Annotated in this window: 21 protein-coding genes and 3 pseudogenes; 7 read left to right on the top strand and 17 right to left on the bottom strand. The window is 72.4% G+C overall.

Translation table 11 applies throughout. The features are described 5' to 3' along the window. Positions 1–124 precede the first annotated feature (124 nt). Positions 125–1,624 carry a tRNA (N6-isopentenyl adenosine(37)-C2)-methylthiotransferase MiaB gene (miaB, locus tag AB0I41_RS24805; protein ID WP_357111995.1) on the bottom strand — a complete coding sequence of 500 codons (1,500 nt, stop codon included), beginning with the start codon at positions 1,622–1,624 and terminating at the stop codon, positions 125–127. Between the two features lie 52 nt (positions 1,625–1,676). On the opposite strand from miaB, the gene AB0I41_RS24800 reads away from it, so the two are divergent. Then, on the top strand, positions 1,677–1,904 hold the full coding sequence (locus AB0I41_RS24800) for a DUF2277 domain-containing protein (protein WP_154942825.1): 228 nt from the start codon (positions 1,677–1,679) through the stop codon (positions 1,902–1,904). A 41-nt stretch (positions 1,905–1,945) separates the two neighbouring features. Here AB0I41_RS24800 and AB0I41_RS24795 read toward each other — a convergent pair whose 3' ends face one another. Further along, complete coding sequence (locus AB0I41_RS24795; protein ID WP_357111990.1) at positions 1,946–2,425, bottom strand: hypothetical protein; 480 nt, start codon at positions 2,423–2,425, stop codon at positions 1,946–1,948. A gap of 295 nt (positions 2,426–2,720) precedes the next feature. Beyond that, positions 2,721–3,710, bottom strand: a complete 990-nt coding sequence (selD, locus tag AB0I41_RS24790; RefSeq protein ID WP_357111987.1) for a selenide, water dikinase SelD — start codon at positions 3,708–3,710, stop codon at positions 2,721–2,723. A gap of 197 nt (positions 3,711–3,907) precedes the next feature. Here selD and AB0I41_RS24785 point away from each other — a divergent pair, with 197 nt between their 5' ends. The 4 genes from AB0I41_RS24785 to AB0I41_RS24770 are packed head-to-tail and all read left to right on the top strand — an operon-like array spanning position 3,908 to position 7,326. Continuing rightward, positions 3,908–4,663, top strand: a complete 756-nt coding sequence (locus AB0I41_RS24785; protein ID WP_357111983.1) for an amino acid ABC transporter ATP-binding protein — start codon at positions 3,908–3,910, stop codon at positions 4,661–4,663. 57 nt (positions 4,664–4,720) lie between these two features. After that, positions 4,721–5,596 (top strand): glutamate ABC transporter substrate-binding protein, encoded by an 876-nt coding sequence (locus AB0I41_RS24780; protein ID WP_357111981.1) that lies wholly within the window; start codon positions 4,721–4,723, stop codon positions 5,594–5,596. Positions 5,597–5,638: 42 nt separating this feature from the next. Continuing rightward, positions 5,639–6,346 carry an amino acid ABC transporter permease gene (locus AB0I41_RS24775; RefSeq protein ID WP_357111978.1) on the top strand — a complete coding sequence of 236 codons (708 nt, stop codon included), beginning with the start codon at positions 5,639–5,641 and terminating at the stop codon, positions 6,344–6,346. Beyond that, positions 6,343–7,326 carry an amino acid ABC transporter permease gene (locus AB0I41_RS24770; RefSeq protein WP_357111975.1) on the top strand — a complete coding sequence of 328 codons (984 nt, stop codon included), beginning with the start codon at positions 6,343–6,345 and terminating at the stop codon, positions 7,324–7,326. The genes AB0I41_RS24775 and AB0I41_RS24770 overlap by 4 nt, the downstream gene beginning before the upstream one ends. Positions 7,327–7,418: 92 nt before the next feature. On the opposite strand, the gene rny is transcribed toward AB0I41_RS24770, so the two are convergent. From rny to AB0I41_RS24720, 10 genes and pseudogenes are all read right to left on the bottom strand, one after another. Further along, complete coding sequence (rny, locus tag AB0I41_RS24765) at positions 7,419–9,185, bottom strand: ribonuclease Y (protein WP_357111972.1); 1,767 nt, start codon at positions 9,183–9,185, stop codon at positions 7,419–7,421. Between the two features lie 803 nt (positions 9,186–9,988). Continuing rightward, positions 9,989–10,684, bottom strand: coding sequence for a regulatory protein RecX (locus tag AB0I41_RS24760; RefSeq protein ID WP_357111969.1), 696 nt, complete (start codon positions 10,682–10,684; stop codon positions 9,989–9,991). A 15-nt stretch (positions 10,685–10,699) separates the two neighbouring features. Beyond that, positions 10,700–11,131 (bottom strand): annotated as a pseudogene (locus AB0I41_RS24755) (recombinase RecA); the annotation flags it as partial. After that, positions 11,132–11,929, bottom strand: a pseudogene (locus tag AB0I41_RS24750) (recombinase RecA); the annotation flags it as partial. A 306-nt stretch (positions 11,930–12,235) separates the two neighbouring features. Beyond that, positions 12,236–12,850: pseudogene (gene recA, locus AB0I41_RS24745) on the bottom strand (recombinase RecA); the annotation flags it as partial. A gap of 185 nt (positions 12,851–13,035) precedes the next feature. Then, on the bottom strand, positions 13,036–13,236 hold the full coding sequence (locus tag AB0I41_RS24740; protein ID WP_357111966.1) for a DUF3046 domain-containing protein: 201 nt from the start codon (positions 13,234–13,236) through the stop codon (positions 13,036–13,038). 4 nt (positions 13,237–13,240) lie between these two features. After that, entirely contained in the window at positions 13,241–14,584 is a 1,344-nt protein-coding gene (locus AB0I41_RS24735) for an MFS transporter (RefSeq protein WP_357111962.1), read from the bottom strand. Between the two features lie 74 nt (positions 14,585–14,658). After that, complete coding sequence (locus AB0I41_RS24730) at positions 14,659–15,801, bottom strand: acyl-CoA dehydrogenase family protein (RefSeq protein WP_357111959.1); 1,143 nt, start codon at positions 15,799–15,801, stop codon at positions 14,659–14,661. A 20-nt stretch (positions 15,802–15,821) separates the two neighbouring features. Beyond that, the gene (locus tag AB0I41_RS24725; RefSeq protein WP_357111956.1) at positions 15,822–16,553 is read right to left on the bottom strand and encodes a UdgX family uracil-DNA binding protein; all 732 of its coding nucleotides are present in this window, start codon (positions 16,551–16,553) and stop codon (positions 15,822–15,824) included. Positions 16,554–16,842: 289 nt separating this feature from the next. Beyond that, positions 16,843–18,183: an aminotransferase class I/II-fold pyridoxal phosphate-dependent enzyme gene (locus AB0I41_RS24720; protein WP_357111953.1), complete on the bottom strand. Its 1,341-nt coding sequence runs from the start codon at positions 18,181–18,183 to the stop codon at positions 16,843–16,845. Positions 18,184–18,221: 38 nt separating this feature from the next. On the opposite strand from AB0I41_RS24720, the gene AB0I41_RS24715 reads away from it, so the two are divergent. Continuing rightward, entirely contained in the window at positions 18,222–19,466 is a 1,245-nt protein-coding gene (locus AB0I41_RS24715) for a bifunctional pyridoxamine 5'-phosphate oxidase family protein/GNAT family N-acetyltransferase (RefSeq protein ID WP_357111950.1), read from the top strand. Next, positions 19,466–20,134 carry a leucine efflux protein LeuE gene (gene leuE / locus AB0I41_RS24710; protein WP_357111947.1) on the top strand — a complete coding sequence of 223 codons (669 nt, stop codon included), beginning with the start codon at positions 19,466–19,468 and terminating at the stop codon, positions 20,132–20,134. The genes AB0I41_RS24715 and leuE overlap by 1 nt, the downstream gene beginning before the upstream one ends. 14 nt (positions 20,135–20,148) lie before the next feature. Here the strand turns inward: leuE and AB0I41_RS24705 are convergent, their stop codons facing one another. From AB0I41_RS24705 to mnhG, 4 genes are all read right to left on the bottom strand, one after another. Beyond that, positions 20,149–21,069, bottom strand: coding sequence for a sporulation protein (locus AB0I41_RS24705; RefSeq protein WP_357111944.1), 921 nt, complete (start codon positions 21,067–21,069; stop codon positions 20,149–20,151). Positions 21,070–21,167: 98 nt separating this feature from the next. After that, positions 21,168–22,232: a hemolysin family protein gene (locus AB0I41_RS24700; protein ID WP_357111941.1), complete on the bottom strand. Its 1,065-nt coding sequence runs from the start codon at positions 22,230–22,232 to the stop codon at positions 21,168–21,170. Then, positions 22,229–23,587: a hemolysin family protein gene (locus AB0I41_RS24695; RefSeq protein WP_357111938.1), complete on the bottom strand. Its 1,359-nt coding sequence runs from the start codon at positions 23,585–23,587 to the stop codon at positions 22,229–22,231. Before AB0I41_RS24695 ends, AB0I41_RS24700 begins: the two co-directional genes overlap by 4 nt. A 161-nt stretch (positions 23,588–23,748) precedes the next feature. After that, positions 23,749–24,090: a monovalent cation/H(+) antiporter subunit G gene (mnhG, locus tag AB0I41_RS24690; protein WP_357111935.1), complete on the bottom strand. Its 342-nt coding sequence runs from the start codon at positions 24,088–24,090 to the stop codon at positions 23,749–23,751. Positions 24,091–24,162 lie beyond the last annotated feature (72 nt).

The following is a 24,162-nucleotide window of genomic DNA, read 5'->3' as shown; positions in this document are numbered from 1 at the left end:
GGCCCCCCCCCCCCGGGCGGGGGCTCGGCCCCCGGCCCGGTCACGCCCCGCGCCACCCGCTGCTCCCCGCGCCCCACCGGCGCCGGCCGGGGCCTCGGGGGGGGCCCCGCCCGTCGGCGGTCGGTCAGTGCGCGGCGCAGCCGGTCGCCGGCGCGGGCGCCGCGGCCGGCGCGCCGACCGTGGGCAGCCCGAGCAGCACCCCGGGGGTACGCGGGGAGCGGCCAGCCTCGGCCGCGTCGCCGGCCCGGGTACGCCGGTGTGACAGCGGCTCGCCGTCGGCGTTGAGGTGGTGCGGGGCGGCGTACGTGACCGTGGTGTGCACGATGTCGCCGGGGCGGATCTGTCCGGCCAGCGAGCCGGCGTCGAAGTGCACCAGACGGCCGTCGCGGGCGCGGCCGGACATCCGGCCGGTGCGCTCGTCCTTGCGCCCCTCGCCGACGGCGACCAGCACCTCGACGGTCTCCCCCACCAGGCGCTTGTTCTCCGCCCAGGTGATCTCCTCCACGCAGGCGATCAGCCGCTCGTAGCGCTCCTGCACGACCTGCTTGGGCAGCTGGCCGTCCATGGTGGCCGCCGGGGTGCCGGGGCGCTTGGAGTACTGGAAGGTGAACGCCGAGGAGAACCGCGCCTCGCGGACCACATCGAGGGTGCGCTGGAAGTCGGCCTCGGTCTCGCCGGGGAAGCCGACGATGATGTCGGTGGTGATCGCCGCGTCCGGCATCGCCGCCCGGACCTTCTCGATGATCCCCAGGTACTTCTCCGACCGGTACGACCGGCGCATCGCGCGCAGCATGTCGTCCGAGCCGGACTGCAACGGCATGTGCAGTGAGTGGCAGACGTTCGGCGTCTCGGCCATCGCGGCGATCACGTCGTCGGTGAAGTCCTTCGGGTGCGGGCTGGTGAACCGGACCCGCTCCAGCCCGTCGATGTCGCCACAGGCGCGCAGCAGCTTGCCGAAGGCGTACCTGTCCCCGAACTCCACGCCGTAGGAGTTGACGTTCTGCCCGAGCAGGGTCACCTCCAGCACGCCCTCGTCGACCAGGGCGCGCACCTCGGAGAGGATGTCGCCGGGGCGGCGGTCCTTCTCCTTGCCGCGAAGGGCGGGCACGATGCAGAACGTGCAGGTGTTGTTGCAGCCCACCGAGATCGACACCCAGCCGGCGTACGTCGACTCGCGCCGGGTGGGCAGCGTGGAGGGGAAGACGTCGAGGGATTCGAGGATCTCCACCTCGGCGGCGGCGTTGTGCCGGGCCCGCTCCAGCAGCACCGGCAGCGAGCCGATGTTGTGCGTGCCGAAGACCACGTCGACCCAGGGGGCCTTGCGGACGATGTCGCCGCGGTCCTTCTGGGCCAGGCAGCCACCGACGGCGATCTGCATGCCGGGGTGCTTGTCCTTCACGGGGCGCAGATGACCCAGGTTGCCGTAGAGCCGGTTGTCGGCGTTCTCCCGGACGGCGCAGGTGTTGAACACCACCACGTCCGGGGGGTCGTCGGCCTCGGCGGCACGCACGTAACCCGCCTGCTCCAGCAGGCCGGAGATGCGCTCGGAGTCGTGCACGTTCATCTGGCAGCCGTACGTACGCACCTGGTAGGTGCGCGGGCTGCTGGCGGCTGCGGTAGTCATGACGTGCACAGCGTATCCGGGCCGACCGGATGGACCCGAACGAGGAGGAGCCATGTGCCGCAGCATCAAGACCCTGCGTGAGCCGTACGTGCCGGAGGTGACGCCGGCCGACATCGAGGCGGCCGCGTTGCAGTACGTCCGGAAGATCTCGGGGTTCCGGGCCCCGGCCGCGCACAACGCCGAGGCGTTCGACGCGGCGGTACGCGCGGTGGCCGCCGCCACGGCGACCCTGCTCGACCAGTTGCAGGTGCGCGGCTCCCGCCCGGCGCGGGCCGGCTGAGCGGGCGCCGGGCCCGGCGGGAGCGGCGGCCTACGGCGGGGTCAGGCCGCGGCGAGGGCCGGGTTGACCGAGTCGGGCGCCCAGCGCGACCGGTGGCACCGGGACCACCCCCGGCAACCGGGATTGGCCAGGGTGCAGAGCCGCCGGTTGCTGAGCACCTCGCCGTCGTCGGTCTCGGTCACGTCGAAGTGCACCGGGCGGATGGTGCCGTCCGGCGCGACCAGCAGGTGCCGGCCGGCGTCGAGGGTGTCGTCGGTCAGCAGGCAGTTGCGGCCGAGCAGCCGGGCCAGCGCGGCGACGCTGGTGTGCTCGGCGAGCCGCTCGGGCACCCCGTAGCAGTCCACCACCGTGCCGAACTCCCCCGGGGCCTCCCACACGTCGCAGATCACCGCGTACGTGGGCAGCCGGGCCGGGTCGGCGACGGCGAGGGGCATCACCACCCGACCGAGCGCCTCGGCCAGCGCGGGGTACACCTCCACGGGTGCCGCCCCGTCGATTCTCCAGTTCCACAGCTCGGTCATGCCGCCTCCTCGCTGCGTTCGTCCCACCGGCCTCCGAATCGGGCCTTACTGACGATGGTGGGGTGCATATGACCTCAGCCGGGGGCAAGTTACCGGTCTGTGACCATTCCGGGCAAAATTTCCTCGGGCGACGTCGCCCCGAGTAGCGGGAAGATGACAGTTTATCGGGTATGGTGCCCGATCCGGCAGACCTCGGTCGGCGGGTTCCCCGCGGTCTGCACCGCCTGAACCGGTGCCGCGGTCGCGGCCACCGTCTGGGTCACGGTCGCGGTCGCGGCCACCGTCTGGGTCGCGGTCAGCGGAGCACGAGGCGGTGCTCGCCCGGGGGCAGCAGCTCGCCGACCACGGTGCCACCGGGGACCTCCCCGGCGACCAGCAGCCCGCCGGAGGTCTGCGCGTCGGCGAGCAGCAGCCGCTCCGCCTCGCCGGTCGACCCGAAGTCGGTCCACGGGGCCACCCAGTCGAGGTTGCGGCGGGTGCCGCCGCTGACGTACCCGTCGCGGACGGCCTCCCGCGCGCCGGGCAGGTACGGCACCCGGGTGGTGTCGATGGCGACCGTGAGCCGGCTGGCCCGGGCCAACTTCGAGGCGTGCCCGAGCAGCCCGAAGCCGGTGACGTCGGTGCCGCAGCGGATGCCGGCGGCGACCGCCGCGCGGGCGGCGTCCCGGTTGAGCGCGGCCATCGAGGCGACCGCCTCGGCGAACCGCTCGCCGGTCCGCTTGTGCCGGGTGTTCAGCACCCCGACGCCGAGCGGCTTGGTCAGCGACAGCGGCAGGCCGGCCCGGCCGGCGTCGAGCGTGATCAGCTCCTCGGGGCGGACCACCCCGGTGACGGCGAGGCCGTACTTGGGGCCGTCGTCGTCGACGCTGTGCCCGCCGGCGAGGTGGCAGCCGGCCTCCCGGGCCACGTCCTGCCCGCCGCGCAGCACCTCGCGGGCCAACTCCAGCGGGAGCACCTCGCGGGGCCAGCAGAGCAGGTTCAGCGCGACCAGCGGGGTGCCGCCCATGGCGTACACGTCGGACAGCGCGTTGGCGGCGGCGATCCGGCCCCAGTCGTACGGGTCGTCGACGACCGGGGTGAAGAAGTCGGCGGTGCTGACCAGCCCGGTCCGCTCGTCCAGCCGGACCACTGCGGCGTCGTCGCCGTGGTCCAGCCCGACCAGCAGGTCGGCGGTGCCGCCGGCCGGGCCCAGGCCGGCCACCATCGCCTCCAGCTCGCCGGGCGGGATCTTGCAGGCACAGCCGCCGCCACGGGCGTAATCGGTCAGGCGGACCCCGTCGATCATCCCCACATGATCTCCGCGTGGCCCCGCCGCCGCCACTCAAAAGGGCCGTACGGTGACGAATTTCGGACTCCCGGGCACGGCCGGGACCGGTGTTACCGCTCCGTGACCCACCAGCTTGCTTTCCGCCACATCCCCCCGCCTACAGTTGCCCAACCGGGGGTCGACCGACCCCGCTTCGGGGACAGACGACAGGGACGGTGTACGACGTGACGACGGGCGAACCGCTCATCGTGCTGGACGGGGTCAACAAGTACTTCGGCCCACTGCACGTGCTGGACGACGTGTCGCTCTCCGTCGGCAGGGGCGAGGTGGTCGTGGTGATCGGCCCGTCCGGCTCCGGCAAGTCGACGCTCTGCCGGACCATCAACCGGCTGGAGCCCATCGACTCCGGCACCATCACCTTCGACGGGCAGCCGCTGCCCGCCGAGGGCCGGGCGCTGGCGAAGCTGCGCAGCGAGGTCGGCATGGTCTTCCAGTCGTTCAACCTCTTCGCGCACAAGACGATCCTGGAGAACGTCACCATCGGCCCGATCAAGGTGCGCCGGGAGAAGCCGGCCGTCGCCCGCGAGCGCGGCCTGGCCCTGCTCGACCGGGTCGGCATCGCCAACCAGGCCGACAAGTACCCGGCCCAGCTCTCCGGCGGCCAGCAGCAGCGCGCCGCGATCGCCCGCGCGCTGGCCATGCAGCCGAAGGCGATGCTGTTCGACGAGCCCACCAGCGCGCTGGACCCGGAGATGGTCGGCGAGGTGCTGGACGTGATGACCTCGCTGGCCCGCGACGGCATGACCATGGTCGTGGTCACCCACGAGATGGGCTTCGCCCGGCACGCGGCGAACCGGGTGATCTTCATGGCCGACGGGCAGCTCGTCGAGGACGCCCCGCCCACCGAGTTCTTCGCGAACCCCCGCAGCGAGCGGGCCAGGGACTTCCTCTCCAAGATCCTCACTCACTAGACGTCGGTTGTGGAGCACGCCGTCCCCCGGCGGGCTCCGTTGATGAAGGAGATGTGTATGCGTATGAAGCGCGTAGCGGCGCTCGCGGCGGCCGCCACCCTGGCGTTCGGGATGGCCGCCTGTGGTGGCGACTCCGAGGAGGGCACCGGCGCCGGCAGCAAGTCGTTCGCCGCCGGCAGCACCATGGAGAAGCTCAACAAGGCCCAGAAGATCAAGATCGGCACCAAGTTCGACCAGCCGGGCTTCGGTCAGAAGGGCCTGTCGGGCAAGCCGGAGGGCTTCGACGTCGAGGTCGCCAAGATCATCGTCAAGGAACTCGGCATCCCCGAGGACAAGATCGAGTACGTCGAGACGCCGTCGAAGGTCCGTGAGGACGTCATCGTCAACGGCACCGTCGACCTCGTCGCGGCGACATACACGATCAACGACAAGCGCAAGGAGCGCATCGCCTTCGCGGGCCCGTACTACGAGGCCGGCCAGAACATCCTGGTCAAGAAGGACGACACCACGATCACCGGCCCGGACTCCTTCAAGGACGGCACCAAGAAGGTCTGCTCGGTCACCGGCTCGACCCCGGCCGAGACGATCAAGCAGTACGTCAAGGACGTCGCCACCCAGCTGGTGCTCTTCGACACCTACGACAAGTGCCGCGACGCCCTCAAGGGCGGCCAGGTGAACGCGGTCACCACCGACAACGTCATCCTCCTCGGCTACATCGCCAAGGACGAGGCGTCGTTCAAGCTGGCCGGCGACAACTTCACCAAGGAGCCGTACGGCATCGGGGTGAAGAAGGAGGACGCCGCGTTCCGTACCTTCATCAACGACACGCTGGAGAAGGCCTTCTCCGACGGTAGTTGGAAGAAGGCCTGGGACGACACCGCCGGCAAGTTCGGCGCAGAGCTGGGCAGCGCCCCGACCGTCAACCGCTACTGATCTGATCCTCGCGATCTGGAGGGTGGGGAGGAACACCGACCCGTGAACGTGCTCATCGACAAGTTCGACGTCTTTGCGGGTGGTTTCTGGCTCACCCTCCAGATCTGCGTGCTCGCCGCGATCGGCGCCCTGATCCTGGGCGCCGTCGTGGCGGTGCTCCGCATCTCACCGGTGCCGCCGCTGCGCGCGGTGGGCACCGGCTACGTGAACGTCTTCCGGAACATGCCGCTGACGGTGGTGATGTTCTTCTCCGCCTTCGCCCTGCCGGCCCTCGGGTCCAACGCCGACTTCCTGCGCATCCCCGGCCTGGACGCGCTGTTCAGCCGGCTCGGCACCGACCTGCCGTACTTCCGCTTCGCCCTGATCGCCCTGGTGCTCTACACGGCGGCGTTCGTCTGCGAGGCACTGCGGTCCGGGGTGAACGCGGTGCCGGCCGGGCAGGCCGAGGCCGCCCGGTCGCTCGGCCTGACCTTCGGCCAGAACCTGCGCTACGTGGTGCTGCCGCAGTCCTGGAAGGCCTCGGTGGTGCCGCTCGGCTCGGTGATCATCGCGATGATCAAGAACTCCGCGCTGGTCGGCTTCTTCGGCGTGGTCGGTGACCTCTCGCAGACCGCCGACCAGCTCACCTCGGCCGAGGGCTACGCCTTCATCCCCGTCGCCATCGGCATCTCGATCGGATACCTGATCATGACCGTGCCGCTCGGCGCCCTGCTGGACCGGCTGGAGAAGCGACAGGCGGTGGCCCGATGAGTCAGCAGACCAGCGTCCTCTACGACGTCCCCGGCCCCCGCCAGCGGCGGATCACGCTGATCAGCAGCCTGGTCGCCACGGTGGTGCTGCTCGTCGGGGCGTACTTCCTGATCTACCAGCCGCTGGACGACAAGGGCCAGTTCTCCATGGAGCTGTGGGGGCCGCTGGTCGACCCCTCCAACGAGAACTTCTCCCTGGTGTGGGACCGGATCGGCCTCGGCTTCAAGAACACGCTGATCGCGGCGGCGCTGTCCATCGTCGCATCGCTGCTGGTCGGCACCCTGCTCGCCGTGCTGCGGATCCAGCTCAAGAGCCTGACCCGGCGACGCTTCACCGGGCTGGCGGTGCCGGTGGCGTACCTGCTGCGCGGGCTGAGCCTGCTGCTCTCGGCGGTCACCCGGGTCTGCGTCGAGGTGTTCCGCGGCCTCCCGGTCGTCCTCACCATCTTCTTCGTGGCCCGCGGGTTCCCCGAGTTCGGCGTCTCGTTCGACACCCTCTGGTACCTGGTGATCGGCCTGACCGTCTACAACTCGGTGGTCATCGCGGAGATCCTCCGCTCCGGCATGGAGGGGCTGCCCGGCGGCCAGGCGGAAGCCGCCGCCGCGATCGGCCTCTCGCCGTTGCAGGCCACCCGCATGATCCTGCTGCCGCAGTCGTTCCGGATCATGCTGCCGGCGCTGATCAGCCAGCTGGTCGTCGTGCTCAAGGACACCTCGCTGGGCTTCATCATCAGCTACGAGGAGACGCTCAACATCGGCAAGCAGATCATCGGCGTGCTGGGCAACCCGATCCAGGTGTACGTCGTGATCGCCGCGCTCTTCATCGTGGTCAACTACTCGCTGTCGAAGCTGGCGCAGTACCTCCAGCGCCGGCTCTCCCAGGGCCGCAAGACCGCGGGCACCCCGGCGCAGAACCCGCCGGTCGCCGCGCTCGTCTCGCAGGCCGAGGGCGGCGGGGGCGGTGCCGGCGGCGGCAACTGACCCGCCACTGACGACGCGAGGGCCGGCCCGGACATCCGGGCCGGCCCTCGTCCTTCCGCCCGCCCCCGGTAACGGTGGGGCCGGCGTCGGAGTCAGCGGGCGATCTCGGTGACCCGGGACTCGCGGACCACGGTCACCCGGATCTGACCCGGGTAGGTCAGCTCCTCCTCGATCTGCTTGGCCACGTCCCGCGCCAGGACCGCCGCGCCGATGTCGTCGACGTCCTCCGGCTTGACCATCACCCGGACCTCCCGGCCCGCCTGCATGGCGAAGACCTTCTCCACGCCGAGCTTGCCGGCGGCGATCTCCTCGATCCGCTCCAGCCGCTTGACGTACGCCTCCAGGCTCTCCCGCCGGGCGCCCGGCCGCCCGCCGGAGCAGGCGTCGGAGGCCTGGGTGAGCACGGCCTCGATGGTCTGCGGCGGCACCTCGTTGTGGTGCGCCTCGATGGCGTGTACGACGTCCTCGCTCTCGCCGTACCTGCGGGCCAGGTCGGCGCCGATGATGGCGTGCGAGCCCTCCACCTCGTGGGTGAGCGCCTTGCCGATGTCGTGCAGGAACGCGCAACGCTTGATCGTGGGCACGTCAAGCCGCAGCTCGGCGGCCATGATCCCGGCGATGTGCGCGGTCTCCACCAGGTGCTTGAGCACGTTCTGCCCGTACGACGTCCGGTAGCGCAGCCGGCCGAGCAGGGTGACCAGCTCCGGGTGGATCTCGGTGATGCCGACCTCGACCAGGGCGTCCTCGGCGGCCCGGTGGCAGAGCTCCTCCACCTCCTGGCGGGCCAGGTCGTGCACCTCCTCGATCCGGTGCGGGTGGATCCGGCCGTCGAGGACCAGCTTCTCCAGGGTGAGCCGGCCGACCTCCCGGCGTACCGGGTCGAAGCAGGACAGCAGCACCGCCTCGGGGGTGTCGTCGATGATCAGGTTGACCCCGGTGACCGACTCGAAGGCGCGGATGTTGCGCCCCTCCCGGCCGATGATCCGCCCCTTCATCTCGTCCCCGGGCAGGTGCAGGACGCTGACCACGCTCTCCGCGGTCTGCTCGCTGGCCACCCGCTGGATGGCGTCCACCACGATGTGCCGGGCGCGCTGCTCGCCGGTGCTGCGGGCGTCGGACTCGATGTCCCGGACCAGCAGCGCGGCCTCCCGCTTGGCCTGCGTCTCGATCGCCTCGATCAGCTCGGCCCGCGCGGCGTCGGCGGTGAGCCCGGCGACCCGTTCCAGCTCGCGGCGGCGCTGTTCCTCGGCGGCGGCCAGCGCGGTCTCCCGTTCCACGAGCCCGGCCTCCCGCCTCGCCAGTTCGGCGCTGGCCGCGGTGAGCTGCCGTTCCCGCTCGGCGAGGCGCTCCACCTCCTCGGTGTGCAGCCGCTCCCGCTCGTCCATCCTGGCCGCCCGGCGTTCCACCTCGGCGGCCTGCTCCCGGGTCGTGGCGGCGAGGACGGCCACCTCCCGCTCGCCGCTGCGCCGGGCCGTGGTCCGCAACTGCTCGGCGTCGACCTCGGCCTGCCGGTGGGCCCGTTCCAGGACGGTGTCCGCCTCGGCGCGGGCGTCGTCGAGCACCCGGCGGGCCTCCGCCCGCGCCGCCTTCGCCTCGGCCTTCGCTGCGGCCGCCTCGGTGCGGGCGGCGGCTGCGGCGGACTTCGCCACGTCGATGGTGCTGTTCGCCTCGCTGGCGGCGGTGCGCAGCGCCGCCAGGGACTGCTCCTGGCGGTCCTTCTCGGCGATGAAGGCCGGGTCCTCGGGGGCCGGGGCCGCGCCGAGGCGCCGCACCACGCGTACGCCGAACAGCACGGCGCCGACGACGACCAGGGCGAGGAGCAGCACGACAACGAGCAGCACCACCTCCACGGCGCTCATGCGCGGACCCCGTCGCACCGGCCGGCGAGGCCGGACCGCCGTACTCCACCGGCGGAGCCGCGACCGCCGACACCCCCTCGGGACCCGTGGTCCCTGTGCCGCCCCGCCATGGCCGCCTCCCCTGAACGTCGACGCCGCAGAGGACCGTGCCGACGGGCACGCGCCTCTACGACCCTGGACGCCCGACCGAGCGGCTGGCCGTTGGGTACAGCTCTCCGTCGGCGGTGCCCCTCGGGCATCGCCGACAGCCGGGTGCAGTTGTCGGATCGGCTCCGGACCGGCTGTCCGGAGCGACCGTCAAAGGCCGGTGGAGCTGGCCAAAGTGATGCGGTTCTGTTACGCGATCTATGTTGTGCGCTTAGCCTGCGCTGGTCGGGCAATGTGAGCCTGTAGGGCGAGGCTAGGTCGCGAGGGGCCGTTCGGTCAAGAACTCATGATCAAACCCCCCGACGGAGCGAAGTTGATTCGTCACCCGTTGGTGACGGCATGACGGACAGCAGCGGACAAACAACCCGGGCAACGGAGCCGCGCGTCAACCTCCGGAGCTGCTCACGGCCCCGGTCGGGCGAATGTGGTGGCCGCGTCGGCGGCACCGTGACGGCCTGCCATGACGCGGTCCGGGCCGGTGGCGCCGCGCGGCGGTTTCGCGAGAGCCGGACGCCTGTGTCCCGATGAGCGATATGCCTGACAGGCATGTTTTGTGCCTCTCAGGCATATCGCTCACGAGTGCATCCGTCTCCCGGCGGATGTTGCTGTCCGTGGCCCCACCGGCAGAGGCGGCGGAGCGCGGGGGCGTCGCGGGGTCAGTCGGTGGCGCGGGTGTCCCGGTCGAGTTCCCCCTCGGCCTCGGCCAGGGCGTCAGCGTCGATCTGCTCGGCGAACTCGGCCGCCTCGGCGCTCTGCGCGGCGAGCGCGTCCTTCACCGCGCGGATCGCCACGCCCGGCGGGTAGCCCTTGCGGGCGAGCATCCCGACCAGCCGGCGGAACACCGCGTCCGGTTCGCCCCGGGCGGTGCGCAGCTTCCGCTCCACCAGGGCGCGGGCGGTCTCCGCCTCGGTCTCCTCGTCAAGCTCGCCGAGCGCCTCGCTGGCCACGTCGCCGTCCACGCCGCGCTGGCGCAGCTCGTTGGCCAGCGCCCGACGGGCCAGGCCCCGACCCGTGTGCCGGCTGGAGACCCAGGCACGGGCGAAGGCGGCGTCGTCGATGATGCCGACCTCGTCGTACCGGTTGAGCACGTCGGCCGAGACCTCGTCGGAGATGCCCCGCTTGGCCAGCGCCCCGGCCAGCTCGGCCCGGGTACGCGGACGCACCGCCAGCTGCCGCAGGCAGATCTCCCGGGCCACCTCGGCCTCGTCGCGCGGTGGGGCCGGGGTCGCCTCCGGATCGGTCTCGGCGGACCGGCCGCGACGACCCCGCCGAGGCCGGGGCGCGATGTCGTCACCCGCCCGGGGCGGGCTGGCGTCCCAGCCCCGCCCCGTGCGGGCGCGTCGTCCTGCCACTTAGTCAGCGGCCGATCAGAAGTCGACCGGCGGCAGCTCCGGGCCGCCGGCGGCGTCGCCCGCGCCGATCCCGACGCCGAGCTTCTCCAGGATCTTCTTCTCGATCTCGGCGGCCACGTCCGGGTTCTCCCGGAGGAACTCGCGGGCCTTCTCCTTGCCCTGGCCGAGCTGGTCACCGTCGTAGGTGTACCAGGCGCCGGACTTGCGGATGATCGCCTGCTCCACGCCGACGTCGATCAGCGAGCCCTCACGGGAGATGCCCTTGCCGTACATGATGTCGAACTCGGCCTGCTTGAACGGCGCGGCGACCTTGTTCTTCACGACCTTGACCCTGGTCCGGTTACCGACCACGTCGGTGCCGTCCTTCAGGCTCTCGATGCGGCGCACATCGAGCCGGACCGAGGCGTAGAACTTCAGCGCCCGACCACCGGTGGTGGTCTCCGGGCTGTTGTGCACCAGAATCCCGTCAGCGAGGTAGTTGTGCGAACCTTCGATCTCGATATCGAACCGGTCCATGTTCTTGTAGTCGCGCCTGGCCTCGATCTCGAGGATCCGAGCAGGCAGCGGGTACATCGTGGGTTCCGTGAACTGCGGACTGACCTCGCACAGGCCCCGGAACTTCGGCAGGAGCTTGTACTCCATGCACTCCGGGATGTGCGGCGCAACGATCTTCTGGAACTTCTCCGAAGCCGCAGTGGTGAACTGCAGGACGCTGATTTCGCGCTGGCCCCTACTGGTGAGCTTCACATCAAGGCGCCAGGAGTCCCGCAGGTATTCGAGGAGCCGCTGTCGGCTGCCCTCGCTCATCGCCTCGACGCAGATCTCGATCCGACCGCTGCCATCTTTCGTCCGCTGCTGCAGCCCCTTCGACCGCAGCGTGAAGCAGCCGTCGTCCATGTACCACACGGCGAGAGCTAGCGGAGTCAGCTGCTTGAGGTAATCCCAGCTCAGGTGCTTCTTGCCGTCTCCAAGATAGACCGCTCGGCGCAGCTCACCGAGCTCGGCGAGCGGCGTGAAGTCGGCGAAAACCGCACCCTTGTCATTGGACGTCCGACTGTGGCGGATGTTGCCGAGCAGGCCCACCTTCCAGTCGAGATACGCGGCCTGCTTTACGCCATGCCCCATCCGGAACCGGCCGCTCTCCCCGTCTCGACGGACAGGAGCCGAGAGATTGCCATCGCCCATCAGCGAACCAAGCACGACCTGCCACTGCTGCGGGCTCAACACGTGTGGTTGAGCGAGCATCACACGATCCCCGGGAAGCAATTCACCGGCTTCGCGCCAGCCCCCTGGGGTCATGATCAGGTGATTGCGGGTCATCGACATGACCGCTTGGCCACGGCCAGCGCCGCCGCCTGCACGTTCGACCTTGAAGCGCAGGAACTCATCAGTCGTGCCGTTGTTGAACCAGTTGACCACCCGGCGCGGAGCGAGACAGCCCAACTCTCCGTCGTAGGAGAGCACCTCGACATCCATCTTCTCAGTGACGATCTTGCCGAGAAGCTCCTGGGATCCGTCCGCGAGGGTGACCTTGGTGTTCCAAGATCCACATCCAAACATCACACCGATCTTCTCGCGCAACTGATTGATGAAGATCGCCGTGGTGCCGGTGTTGTTGAGCACACCAGTGATCTTGCGCAGCGCCTGGCTCATCAGCCGGGCCTGCAGACCCACGTGGCTGTCGCCCATCTCGCCCTCGATCTCGGCGCGCGGCACCAGGGCGGCGACCGAGTCGATCACGATGATGTCGATCGCGCCGGAGCGGACCAGCATGTCCGCGATCTCCAGCGCCTGCTCGCCGGTGTCCGGCTGGGAGACCAGCAGGGCGTCGGTGTCGACGCCGAGGGCCTTCGCGTACTCCGGGTCGAGCGCGTGCTCGGCGTCGATGAAGGCGGCGATGCCGCCGGCCCGCTGGGCGTTGGCCACCGCGTGCAGGGCGACCGTGGTCTTACCGCTGGACTCGGGACCGTAGATCTCGACGACCCGGCCGCGGGGCAGACCGCCCACGCCGAGCGCCACGTCGAGCGCGATCGAACCGGTCGGGATCACGGCGGTCTGGATGACCGGCCGCTCCCCCAGCCGCATCACCGAACCCTTGCCGAACTGCTTGTCGATCTGAGCGAGAGCAAGGTCGAGTGCCTTCTCCCGGTCGGGCCCTGCGGCCATGTTTGCCACCCCTGCCTTCGCCGGCGTCTTTCCTGAGCTTCGCGTCACGCGGACACGCTAGGCGCTGGGTCCGACAGAAAACCAGCCGAGGAGGCCGTGAGCTGTGGACGAGCACCCCGCTGTGGACAATAGCCGAACAGGTGTACGAGCGGGCAAGCGACACGCGGGAGCGACGAAGGCGCTGCTCAACGTAGCCGGGCGGGCACCCGGTCGGGATAGGCGGCGACGACGGCCCGCCACACCACGTGGGTCTGTTCGCCCGAGGCGAACGCCTGCTCGATGGTCCGCCCACCCAGCTGGGACAACACCTGGTCGCGGGCGATGCTGGCCGCGTAACCCGGCCCGAAGGCCTCCTCCAGCCGGACCCAGAAGTCGGTCAGCCGCACGTGATCAGTCCTCCTCGTCCGGTGCCCCCACCGGCACCGGACGCAACGCTAGCGCCACCAGGGGCACCACCGCGATCGCCGCCAGCAGGGTCAGCACCGGATATCCCGCCGCCCGCATGACAAACCCGCTGAGCGCGGCGGCGGCGGCGCCGGCCAGCCCCATCGTCAGGTCGGAGAACCCCTGCACGCTCGGCCGGACCGCCGCCGGGACCGACTCCGACAACAGGGTGGAGCCGGCCACCATGGTGCCGGACCAGCCCAGCCCGAGCAGGACCAGGCCGACCGAGAGCTGGGGCGTGTCGTGCCCGGCGGTGCCGGCAACCGCGCACGCGGCCAGCAGCAGCCCGACCCCACCGAGGACGACCGCACGCCGACCCAGCCGGTCGGTGAGCCAGCCCACCACCGGGCTGAGCGCGTACATGCCGGCGATGTGCAGGCTCAGCACGATGCCGACCACCCGCAGCACGTCGGCGTCGCCGTGCGACTCGCCGAGGCGTACCGGCGTCATCGACATCACCGCGACCATCACCACGTGGCCCACCGCCACCGCCGCGATGCCGAGTCGGGCGGCCGGGCGCCCGCGTACCACCCGCCAGGCCGCGCGCATCCCGTCGCCGCGCCGGGCGGTCTCCGCCGGCGTGGCGACGGCGTCCGCCGGCGGGGTGACGTCCGCGACGGCGGGCGCGACCGGGGCGTCGGCCGCCGCCAGCCGGCGCGCGGTGAGCAGCGGATCGGGCCGCAGCAGCACCAGGAGCACGACGGCGGCGAGCACGAACGCGGCGGCGCTGAACGCGAACGGGCCGGCCAGCGGCGGCAGCCCCCACCCGCTGGTGGTGTGGTCGGCCAGCGAGGCGAAGTTCGGCGCGGCCACCGCGCCGATGGTGGTGGCCCAGACGATCAGCGACAACTGCCGGCCCCGACGGGCCGGTTCGGCGAGGTCCACCGCGGTGTAGCGGGCCTGGAGGTTCGCCGCGGTGCCGCCGCCGAAGAGCAGCATGCCCAGGAAGAGCAGCGGTACGAAGCCGGTGATCGTGGCGAGCACCACCAGCACGGCACCGGCCGCGCCGGCCAGGTAGGCGACGGCCAGACCGGGGCGTCGGCCGTGCCCGTTCATGATCCGGGTGACCGGGACGGCGAGCAGCGCCCCGCCGACCACGGCGGCGCTCTGCGCCAGGCCGGCGACGGCGGTGCCGGCGACCCGGGCGGCGAGCAGCGCACCGACGGAGATGCCGATGGTGACGCCGATCCCGCCGATGATCTGGGTGGTGAAGAGCAGGCGCAGGGTCCGCCGCTGGATCGGCGCGACATCAGGCCGGGTACGGTCCGGCGCGGTCAGGTCGGTGGCCATGCGGCCTCCTCGGTAAGGGGTCAGACGCGGCCCCATCCTTGCAAACCGGCCCCGTCCCGGGGGAACCGGTTTCGCTACAGGCCGAGCCCCCGGCCGATGATCTCCTTCATGATCTCGGTGGTGCCGCCGTAGATGGTCTGCACCCGCCCGTCGAGCCAGGCCTTCGCCACCGGGTACTCCAGCATGTAGCCGTAGCCGCCGTGCAGTTGCACGCAGCGGTCGGCGACCCGGTTCTGCAGCTCGGTGGTCCACCACTTGGCCTTGGCGGCGTCGGTCACCGACAGCCGGCCGGCGTTGAACTCGGTCACGCAGTGGTTGACGAAGGTGCGCGCGATGGTCACCTCGGTGTCCATCTCCGCCAGCAGGAACCGGTTGTGCTGGAACTTCCCGATCGGCCGGCCGAACGCCTCCCGCGAGCGGGCGTAATCGAGGGTCACCGCGAGCAGCTTCTCCGCCGCCGCGACCGCCGCGACGGCGATGCTGAGCCGCTCCCGGGGCAGGTTGGCCATCAGGTGGTAGAAGCCGTGGTTCTCGGTGCCGATCAGGTTCCCCACCGGCACCCGGCAGTCGTCGAAGAAGAGCTCCGCGGTGTCGTTGGCCTTCAGGCCCACCTTCGCCAGCCGCCGGCCCCGGGTGAAGCCGGGGGTGCCGGTCTCCACCGCGATCAGGCTCACCCCGTGCGCGCCCTGGTCCGGGGCGGTCCGCGCCACCACGATGACCAGGTCGGCCAGCTCGCCGTTGGTGATGAAGGTCTTCTGCCCGTTGAGCAGCCAGCTGTCGCCGTCACGGACCGCGCTGGTGCGTACCCCGGCCAGGTCGGACCCGGCGCCGGGCTCGCTCATCGCGATGGCGGTGACCAGGTCACCGGAGCAGAAGCCGGGCAGCCAGCGCTTGCGCTGGTCGTCGGTGGTCAACTCGGTCAGGTACGGCGCCACCACGTCGTTGTGCAGACCGAAGCCGAGCCCGGAACAGCCGGACCCGACGATCTCCTCGACCAGCACCGCGTTGAACCGGAAGTCCCGCTGGCCACCGCCGCCGTGGTCGGTGTCGACGTCCGTGCCGAGCAGCCCGGCCGCGCCGGCCTTGCGCCACACCGCACGGTCGACGAGGCCGTCGGCCTCCCACCGGGCGTGGTGCGGCACCGCCTCGCGGGCCAGGAACTCCCGGCACAGGTCGCGGAACTCCTCGTGGACCGGTTCGTAGAGATGCTGCTCCATGGCGGCCAGTGTGGCACCGCTCACCCGCCCTGCCCAGCGGTCGGCCGTACGGCTGCGGCCAGGGCGCGGGCGCCGACCGTCAGGTCCTTGACCAGCCCCGCGTACGCGACGTCCTGGTCGTCGGCGCGCAGCACGGCGGACGGGTGGATGGTGGCCAGCAGCCGCGCGGCCGGCGCGTCGGCGACCTTCCCCTCGCTGTCGACCGGCACCCGGGTGAAGTCCTCCGGGCGCTGCGCCGACGCCGGCCAGGGCAGCAGCTCGCCGCGCTGCTTCGTCACCCGGAACGACGGGCCGAGCAGCGCCTTGGCGGCGGTGGCGCCGAGCACCACCACGATCTCCGGGTGCAGCCGGGCGAACTCGGCGACCAGCCACGGCCGGCAGGCGGTGATGTGCACCCGGTCCGGGCTCTGGTGGATGCGCCGCTTGCCGCGCAGCTCGAAGCGGAAATGCTTCACGGCGTTCGTCAGGTAGATGTGCTGCGGATCGATCCCGGCGTCATCGACGGCCTTGCGGAGCAGCCGACCGGCCGGCCCGACGAAGGGCAGCCCCTTCTGGTCCTCCAGGTCGCCGGGCTGCTCGCCGACGAGGACCACCCGGGCGGTCTCGTCGCCCCGGCCGAAGACGGTCTGCGAGGCGTTCCGGTAGAGCTCGCAGCCCTGGCAACCGGTGGCGGCGGCGCGCAGCTCGTCGATCGTGTCGGCCTGCGGCGGAATGAACTGCTGCGCACCGGGCGCGGTGTCGGTCTCGGCCATGGCGACCTTTATATACCTGATTCGCGGGCGACGCCGGGTGTGGCGGGGCCGCGTCAGCTCGCGTCGACGGCGTCAGTACCCTCCGCCACCGCCACCACCACCCCTGGCGATCGCGATCAACACGATCACGACCACGATCACCGCGATCGCGATGCCGATCCACAGCCCTGTCCTCGACTTCGGTGACGCCATAACCGTCCACCTCCGGGCCGCGGTTACCCGCCGGACGGCCGGCCATGCGCGGCCAGGATCGGGGCGGTCACCCCCGCCGCTCGCCCGCCAGGCCGGGTCATGCGGTGAATCCGCCCGAGGCGGCCGGCCGAACCGCCCGCGCCACCGCGTCGGCGAAGGGCACGAGGTCGACGTCGTCGAGGGCGCTGACGGTGATCCGGATCCCGGGCTCGGCGGCGATCCGGTAGAGCGCGCCGGGCGCCACCGACCACCCGGCGTCGCGCAGGGCGGTGACGGCGCTGGTCTCGTCCGGCACCGGCAACCAGATGTTGATGCCGCTGCTGCCGCGCCCGGTCAGGCCCCGGGCGGCGAGCGCCGCCAGCAGCCCCGAGCGGCGCCGCTCGTAGCTCTCCCCCGCCCGGCGCACCAGCTCGGCGGTGGCCGGGTCGCGCCAGAGCGCCAGGACCAGCCGTTGCAGCACGGTGGAGACCCAACCGGCGCCGACCCGGGCCCGGCCGGCGACCCGGGCCACGGTGGCCTCGTCGCCCGCCAGCACCGCCAGCCGCAGGTCGGGCCCGAACGGCTTGCTCGCCGATCGGACGAAGGCCCACGCCGGGGTCGCTCCGGCGAGCGGGTGCAGCGGCACCCGGGCCAGCTCGGCGGCGTGGTCGTCCTCGATCAGCAGCAGGTCGGGGCGGCCGGCGAGCAGCTCCCGCAGGGCGCCGGCCCGGTCGGCGGAGACGGCGGCGCCGGTCGGGTTCTGCGCGCGGCTGGTCACCACCAGCGCCCGGGCGCCGAGGGTCAGGGCGTCGCGCACGCCGGCCTCGGTGGGCCCGTCGTCGTCCACCGGTACGCCGATCGGCCGCAGCCCCAACGCGGCGACCAGGTCGAGCAGGTTGGCCCAGCCCGGATCCTCCACCGCCACCGCGTCACCGGGCCGCAGGTGGGCGGCGAGCAGCCGCTCGATGCCGTCCAGCGCGCCCCCGGTCACGGTGATCTCCTCGGCCGGCACGCCGTCGGCGGCGAGGCGGTCCCGGGCCGCCTCGGCGAGCGCGGGGAGCACGGCGGTCGAGGCGTACCCGACGGGTGGGCCGATCTCGGTGGCGAGCGCGACCAGGTGCGGGCCGAGCGGGGGCAGCAGCCGGGGGTCGGGTTGCCCCTGGGAGAGGTCGCGGGTGCCGGGGGCGGGCGGCGGGTGCAGCGCGGAGCGGCGGCTGGCGACCGGGGGCCGCGGGCGCACCCGGGTGCCGTGCCGACCCGCGGTGACGACCAGGCCGCGCTGGCGCAGCTCCTGGTAGGCCCGGGCGACGGTGGCCGGGCTGACCGCCAGCTCGGCCGCGAGCGCCCGGACGGCGGGCAGCGGGCTGCCGGCGGGCAGGGTGCCGGACCGGATGCCGGTTTCCACGCTGGCCGAAATGACGGCGGACGTGGACCCGGTGATCTGATAATGTGCTGCCACAGTTCCAGGATTGTACTAGAACAAAGGTGGGATGTCACATGTACGCCCCGACCGCGCGGACCACCGCCAGCCGCTCCCGCGACCGGATGAGCTACGACCCGGCCGCCGTGCACGCGGTGCTCGACGAGGCGTTCCACTGCGTGCTCGGGTTCAACGTCGACGGTGAGCCCCGGCTGCTGCCCACCCTGCACGTGCGCGTCGGCGACACCCTCTACCTGCACGGCTCCACCGGCAGCCGGCCGCTGCTCGCCGCCCGCGGCGACGCCGGGCTGCGGGTCTGCGTCACCGTCACCCTGCTCGACGGGCTGGTCTACGCCCGCTCGCAGTTCCACCACAGCGCCAACTACCGGTCGGTGGTCGCGCACGGCACCGCCCACCTGGTCACCGACGACGCCGAGAAGGCGCGGATGATGACCGCCCTGGTGGAGAAGGTCGGCGCCGGCCGCAGCGCGGACAGCCGCCCGCCGAGCCGCCGGGAGCTGGCCGAGACCGCCGTGCTGGCGCTGCCGCTGCGCGAGGTGTCGCTGCGCTCCCGCACCGGCGGGGTCCGCGACGACCCCGCCGACCTCGACCTGCCGTACTGGGCCGGGGTGGTGCCACTGCGGCTGACCGCCGGGCTGGCGGAGCCGGACGCGGGCATGACCATGCCGGTGCCGGCGTACCTGCGGGCGGCCGGCTCGCCGTGGCGCGAGGCGGCGACCATGCGGGGCGGGCACGTGCTGCTGGAGCCGCTGGACCTGACCCACGCCGACGAGCTCTTCACCGCCACCGCCGAGCCCGACGTGTGGGCGCACCTGGGCCACCCGCTGCCCACCGACCCGGCCGCGATGACGGAGATCGTCGCCGGCGCGCTGGCCGCCGGGCACCGGGGCGAACGGGTGCCCTGGGTGCAGCGCTGCGCGCGGACGGGGGCGGTGGTCGGCACCACCTCGTACTACGACATCGACCCCGAGCGGCGGTCGGTCGCCATCGGTTACACCTGGCTCGGCCGGCCCTGGTGGCGCAGCGGGATCAACACCGAGGCCAAGCTGCTGCTGCTCACCCGCGCGTTCGACGAGCTCGGCGCGGTCCGGGTGGTCTGGCACACCGACATCCGCAACAGCCGCTCGCAGGCGGCGATCGAGCGCCTGGGCGCCACCCGGGAGGGGGTGCTGCGGCGGCACCGGCAGCGCCCGGACGGCTCCTGGCGGGACACCGTGCTGTACGCGATGACCGTCGATGAGTGGCCGAACGCACAGCTCACGCTCCGGGAAAGACTTCTCCGTACGGCAGCCGTGGCCTGATGATGGCGGGCGTGCTGGGCATCACCGACATCTGGACGTACGTGCTGGGAACCGTGGCGATCATTCTGCTGCCGGGGCCCAACTCGCTCTTCGTGCTCTCCACCGCCGCCAAGCGGGGCGTGGGAGCCGGCTACCGGGCCGCCGGCGGGGTGTTCGTCGGCGACGGGGTGCTGATGTTCCTCTCCGCCGCCGGGGTGGCGTCGCTGCTCAAGGCGTACCCGCCGCTCTTCCTGGTGATCAAGTACGCGGGCGCGGCGTACCTCGGGTATGTCGGGGTGACGATGCTGCGCGGCGTCTGGCGGCGCTGGCGCGACCGCAACGACCCGGAGGCACCGCGCCTGATCGACGCCGCGGAGCCGGCGGCGATGCGCAGCCCGTTCCGGCGGGCGCTGGTGGTCAGCCTGCTCAACCCGAAGGCGATCCTCTTCTTCATCTCGTTCTTCATCCAGTTCGTCGACCCCGGGTACGCCTGGCCGGCGCTGTCGTTCCTGCTGCTCGGGTTGATCGCCCAGGTCACCAGCGCGCTGTACCTGACCGCGTTGATCTTCGCGGGCACGTTCCTGGCGGCGCAGTTCCGGCGCCGCCGGCGGCTGGCCGCGGGCGCCACCACCGGCGTCGCGGTGCTCTTCCTCGGCTTCAGCCTCAAGCTCGCCACCGCCTCAGTCTGACACCGGGCGGCAGGTCAGGTCCCGTCGCCGCCCCCGCCGACGCCTCCGCTCCCGGCGGTGCCGCCGAGTCCGTAGCCGGGCGCGACCGGCACGTCGGGCCGGCGGCTGACGTGCGCCGACTCGCCGATCCGGGCGGACCAGTGGGCGTGCGAGGCGGCCGCCGCGTGCCGGTTGATCGCCTCGCGCAGCCAGCCGTCGACGGTGGCGACCCAGTCCCGCTGCTCGGCGCCGGCGTGCCAGATCCGGAACCGGCTGATGCTCTGGTGGGTGATCCCGGTCAGTGACAGCCGGCGGTCCAGCCAGAGGATCACCTCCAGGCCGGCCGAGTTCGCCACGAAGATCACCTCCAGCTCGGTGATCGGCCCGGCGTAGAGGGGCGCGACCCAGTACCCGAGGCGCTCGTGCAGCGGCAGCGCCTGCTCCACCCCGGGCAGCCGGCCCTGCGACAGACCGGCCTGCCGCATCACGAAGCCGAGCGTGTCGAGGGCGGCCAGGACGTGCTGCTGGGTGGGGAGCGGGTGGACGAAGACCGGCACCATGGCCCCCTGCTCCAGCTCCGGGTCCACCGACACCTCGGTACGCAACCCGGTGCGCAGGGTCATCAGCGGCACCCCGCCGAAGATGGTCACCGGCGTCTCCCAGGGCAGCGGCACGGCGAAGTCGACCGCCCGCCGTCGTCCCGCCGGCACCACGAACCGGCCCGCGATCGGCACCTGGTGGTACTGCACCAGGCGGCGGGGCTCGCCCGGGTCGTCCGGCTCGACCTGGGCGACCAGGCCGAGCCGGATGTGCCGGATCGGCACGTCGTCCGGCCCGGCGGTGAGCGTCACCCGTCCCGGCAGCCGCAGCCCGGGGCGGGTGCTCGGGTTGGTCAGGGTGGTGCTCACCGAGAGCCCGGTCCAAACGGACTCCCGTGACACCCCGGTCAGCCGCATTCCGCCGCTCCCCCGTCGTCGCCTTCCGGTCATCGGCTCCGGCCTGCGGATTCCCGCTGTCCGCCCCCGCACTCCTGGGCACCCCGCGCGGTGGGGCGTCAGCGCAGGCGCCGCCCGCGCGGCACCGGGTCGGTCTCGTCGTCGAACTCGCCGATGACCTCCTCCAGCAGGTCCTCCAGCGCCACGAAGCCGATCGGCCGGGTCGGGCCGCCACCGTTGCGGACCAGCGCCAGCTGGGCCTGGTCGGCGCGCATCGCGGCCACCGCCTCGGTGACCGAGGAGGTCCCCGGCAGGGTGAACGCCCGGGTCATCAGCTCGCCCGCCGTCGCCGGTCGGCCGGTGGTGACCGCCCGCACCGCCTCCCGGACGTGGACCAGGCCGCAGACCTCGCCGCCCGAATCGAGCACGGCCAGCCGGGACCGGCCGCTGTCGCGGCTGACCTGCTCGACGCGCTCCGCGGTGTCGTCCCGGCGGACCGTGACGATCTCGTCGAAGGGCTCCATCACGTCGGCCACGGTGGTGCCCTGCAACTCCAGCATGCTGGTCAGCAGGTGGTGCTGCTCGGCGCCGAGCAGCCCGTGCTCCCGGGACTGTTCCAGCAGGATGCGCAGCTCGTCCGGGCCGTGCACCTGGGCGAGCTGGTCCTGCTGCTGCACGCCGACCAGCCGCAGCATCGCGTTGGCCAGCGCGTTGAGCGCCGACAGCACCGGCCGGGCGACCCGGGCGAACGCCCGGAACGGCAGCGCCAGCAGCACCGCCGAGCGCTCGGCGTCGGTGATCGCCCAGGACTTCGGGGCCATCTCGCCGACGACCAGGTGCAGGAAGGTCACCAGCGCCAGCGCGAAGACCAGCGCGACCGCGTGGCTGGCCGCCTCGGGCAGCCCCACCACGTGCAGCAGCGGGCTGAGCAGGTGCTCGATCGCCGGCTCGGCGAGCGCGCCGAGCCCCAGGGTGCACAGCGTGATGCCGAGCTGCGCGCCGGCCAGCATCAGCGACAGTTCGCGTACACCGTCCAGGGCGGCGCGGGCGGCCCGGCCGCCACCGGCGGCGGCCTGTTCGAGGCGGTAGCGCTTGCTCGCCACCAGCGCGAACTCGGCAGCCACGAAGAAGCCGTTGAGCGCCAGCAGCAGCACCGAGACCAGCAGGGCGACGCCGGGGCTCATGCCGCCACCTCCCCGCCGGGGGCCTCGCCGGCCATCCGCAGCCGCACCGAGTCGGCCACGTGCCGGTCCACCGCGAGCACCTCGACCAGTGCCCTCGGCCGCTCGCGCGGCTCCTCACCGTCGGCGGACAGGCTGATCTCCAGCCGGTCACCCACCTCGGGCACCCGCCCCAGCTCCCGCATGACCAGCCCGGAGAGGGTGTCGTACTCGGGGGCCTCGGGCAGCGCGATGCCGGTGCTGTCGGCGACCTCGTCGATCCGCCAGCGGGCCGGCACCACCCAGGAGCCGTCCTCCTGCCGGGCGGGAGCGCGCTCCGGCGGGTCGTCCTCGTCCCGGATCGGGCCGACCAGCTCCTCGGCGATGTCCTCCAGGGTGATCACGCCGGCGAAGCCGCCGTACTCGTCGACCACGCAGGCCAGCTGCCGGTGCCCGGACCGCAGCCGGTCCAGCACCGTCGGCAGCGGCAGCGTCTCGGGCACCAGCAACGGGGGTACGGCCACCGCGCTGACCGGGGTGGTGGCCCGCTGCGTCGGGGGGACGCCGAGCACGTCGGCGATGCCGATCACGCCGACCAGGTCGTCCACGCCCTCGGCGCCGCGCACCGGGAAGCGGGAGTGGCCGGTGTCGAGCAGCTCCACGACCCGGCTGACCGGCTCGTGCGCCCGTACGGTGTGCACGTCGACCCGGGGCACCATGGCCTCCCCGGCGGTCAGCTCCCGGAAGTCGAGCCCCCGGTCGAGCAGGTCGGACATCTCGGCGTCGAGGTGCCCCTCCTCCCGGGACTCGGCGATGATCTGCTCCAGGTCCGCCGGAGTGGCGCCGCTGGGCAGCTCCTCGATCGGTTCGATGCCGACCCGGCGCAGCAGCCGCACCGCCGCGCGGTCGAAGAGCGTGATCAGCGGGCCGGCGATCCTGAGGTACATCAGGGTGGAGCGGCTCAGCGCCCGGGCCAGCGGCTCGGCGCGGGCGATGGCCAGGTTCTTCGGGGCCAGCTCACCGAGGACCATCTGCACCACGGTGGCGATGACCAGGGCCAGCACCACCGAGAGCGGGAGGCTGACCGCGGTGGAGACGCCGACGCCGCCGAGCAGCCCGGCCAGCCCGGCGCCCAGGTACGGCTCGGCGACGTAACCGACCAGCAGGGCGGTCACGGTGATGCCGAGCTGGGCGCCGGAGAGCATGAAGGAGAGCCGACCGGTGACCGCCAGGGCCCGGGCGGCCGCCTGGTCGCCCGCGTCGGCCTGTTGCCTGAGCCGGCCGCGGTCCACCGCGACGTAGCCGAACTCCTGGGCCACGAAGTAGCCGGTGGCGGCGGTGAGAACGATGATGAGTACGAGACCGACGACGATCAACACGGGTCGCTCAGGGCTCCCGGGGACGTCGGGGCGAAGGGATGCCGGGCACGTCCCGGCTGGCTACTGCTGCCCTCCTGGGCAGAAGAGTCGATCATGCCGGCAATTCTATCGGCGGTCGCTGAACGCCCGCTGAAGGTGGGGACAAAGCCGTCGCTCATCCCCTATTTCCGCTGGTCGGCGAGTTCGTCCCGGTCGAGCAGGGCCCGGTCCACCCGCCCCGACCGGTACGCGGCCCGCCCGATCATCTGCGCGGCGACCGGCGCGGTGGCCAGCTGGAACATGCCGACCAGCGCGATCATGCCAAGGTCGGCCGGGGTGCGCAGCCGCAGCGCCAGCCCGAGCAGCAGGAGCAGCGCCCCGAGCACCTGCGGCTTGGTGGCGGCGTGCATCCGGTCCAGCACATCCGGGAAGCGCAGCACCCCGATCCCGGCGGCCAGGCTGAGCAGCGCCCCCGCCACCAGGGCGACCGCCGCCAGCCAGTCGGCGAGCGTACCCACGCTCACGACGCCTCCCCGGTGGCGTCGCGGTGCGCCACCCACGCCGGGCCGCCGGTGGTCGGCGTCGTCGTGGCGGCA

It is taken from the genome of Micromonospora sp. NPDC050200, from assembly GCF_040656135.1.
Taxonomy (GTDB): Bacteria; Actinomycetota; Actinomycetes; order Mycobacteriales; family Micromonosporaceae; genus Micromonospora.
Note: the sequence above shows the minus strand (reverse complement) of the source record. Positions and strands in the feature narration are given on the sequence as shown.

Excerpts from the sequence above, each read along its gene's own strand:
- selD (WP_357111987.1), bottom strand. The coding sequence starts at position 3,710 with ATGATCGACGGGGTCCGCCTGACCGATTACGCCCGTGGCGGCGGCTGT.
- rny (WP_357111972.1), bottom strand. The coding sequence starts at position 9,185 with ATGAGCGCCGTGGAGGTGGTGCTGCTCGTTGTCGTGCTGCTCCTCGCC.
- AB0I41_RS24795 (WP_357111990.1), bottom strand. The coding sequence starts at position 2,425 with ATGACCGAGCTGTGGAACTGGAGAATCGACGGGGCGGCACCCGTGGAG.
- AB0I41_RS24730 (WP_357111959.1), bottom strand. The coding sequence starts at position 15,801 with ATGGAGCAGCATCTCTACGAACCGGTCCACGAGGAGTTCCGCGACCTG.
- AB0I41_RS24800 (WP_154942825.1), top strand. The coding sequence starts at position 1,677 with ATGTGCCGCAGCATCAAGACCCTGCGTGAGCCGTACGTGCCGGAGGTG.
- AB0I41_RS24725 (WP_357111956.1), bottom strand. The coding sequence starts at position 16,553 with ATGGCCGAGACCGACACCGCGCCCGGTGCGCAGCAGTTCATTCCGCCG.
- miaB (WP_357111995.1), bottom strand. The coding sequence starts at position 1,624 with ATGACTACCGCAGCCGCCAGCAGCCCGCGCACCTACCAGGTGCGTACG.
- leuE (WP_357111947.1), top strand. The coding sequence starts at position 19,466 with ATGATGGCGGGCGTGCTGGGCATCACCGACATCTGGACGTACGTGCTG.
- AB0I41_RS24770 (WP_357111975.1), top strand. The coding sequence starts at position 6,343 with ATGAGTCAGCAGACCAGCGTCCTCTACGACGTCCCCGGCCCCCGCCAG.
- AB0I41_RS24735 (WP_357111962.1), bottom strand. The coding sequence starts at position 14,584 with ATGGCCACCGACCTGACCGCGCCGGACCGTACCCGGCCTGATGTCGCG.
- AB0I41_RS24705 (WP_357111944.1), bottom strand. The coding sequence starts at position 21,069 with ATGCGGCTGACCGGGGTGTCACGGGAGTCCGTTTGGACCGGGCTCTCG.
- AB0I41_RS24715 (WP_357111950.1), top strand. The coding sequence starts at position 18,222 with ATGTACGCCCCGACCGCGCGGACCACCGCCAGCCGCTCCCGCGACCGG.
- AB0I41_RS24780 (WP_357111981.1), top strand. The coding sequence starts at position 4,721 with ATGCGTATGAAGCGCGTAGCGGCGCTCGCGGCGGCCGCCACCCTGGCG.
- AB0I41_RS24700 (WP_357111941.1), bottom strand. The coding sequence starts at position 22,232 with ATGAGCCCCGGCGTCGCCCTGCTGGTCTCGGTGCTGCTGCTGGCGCTC.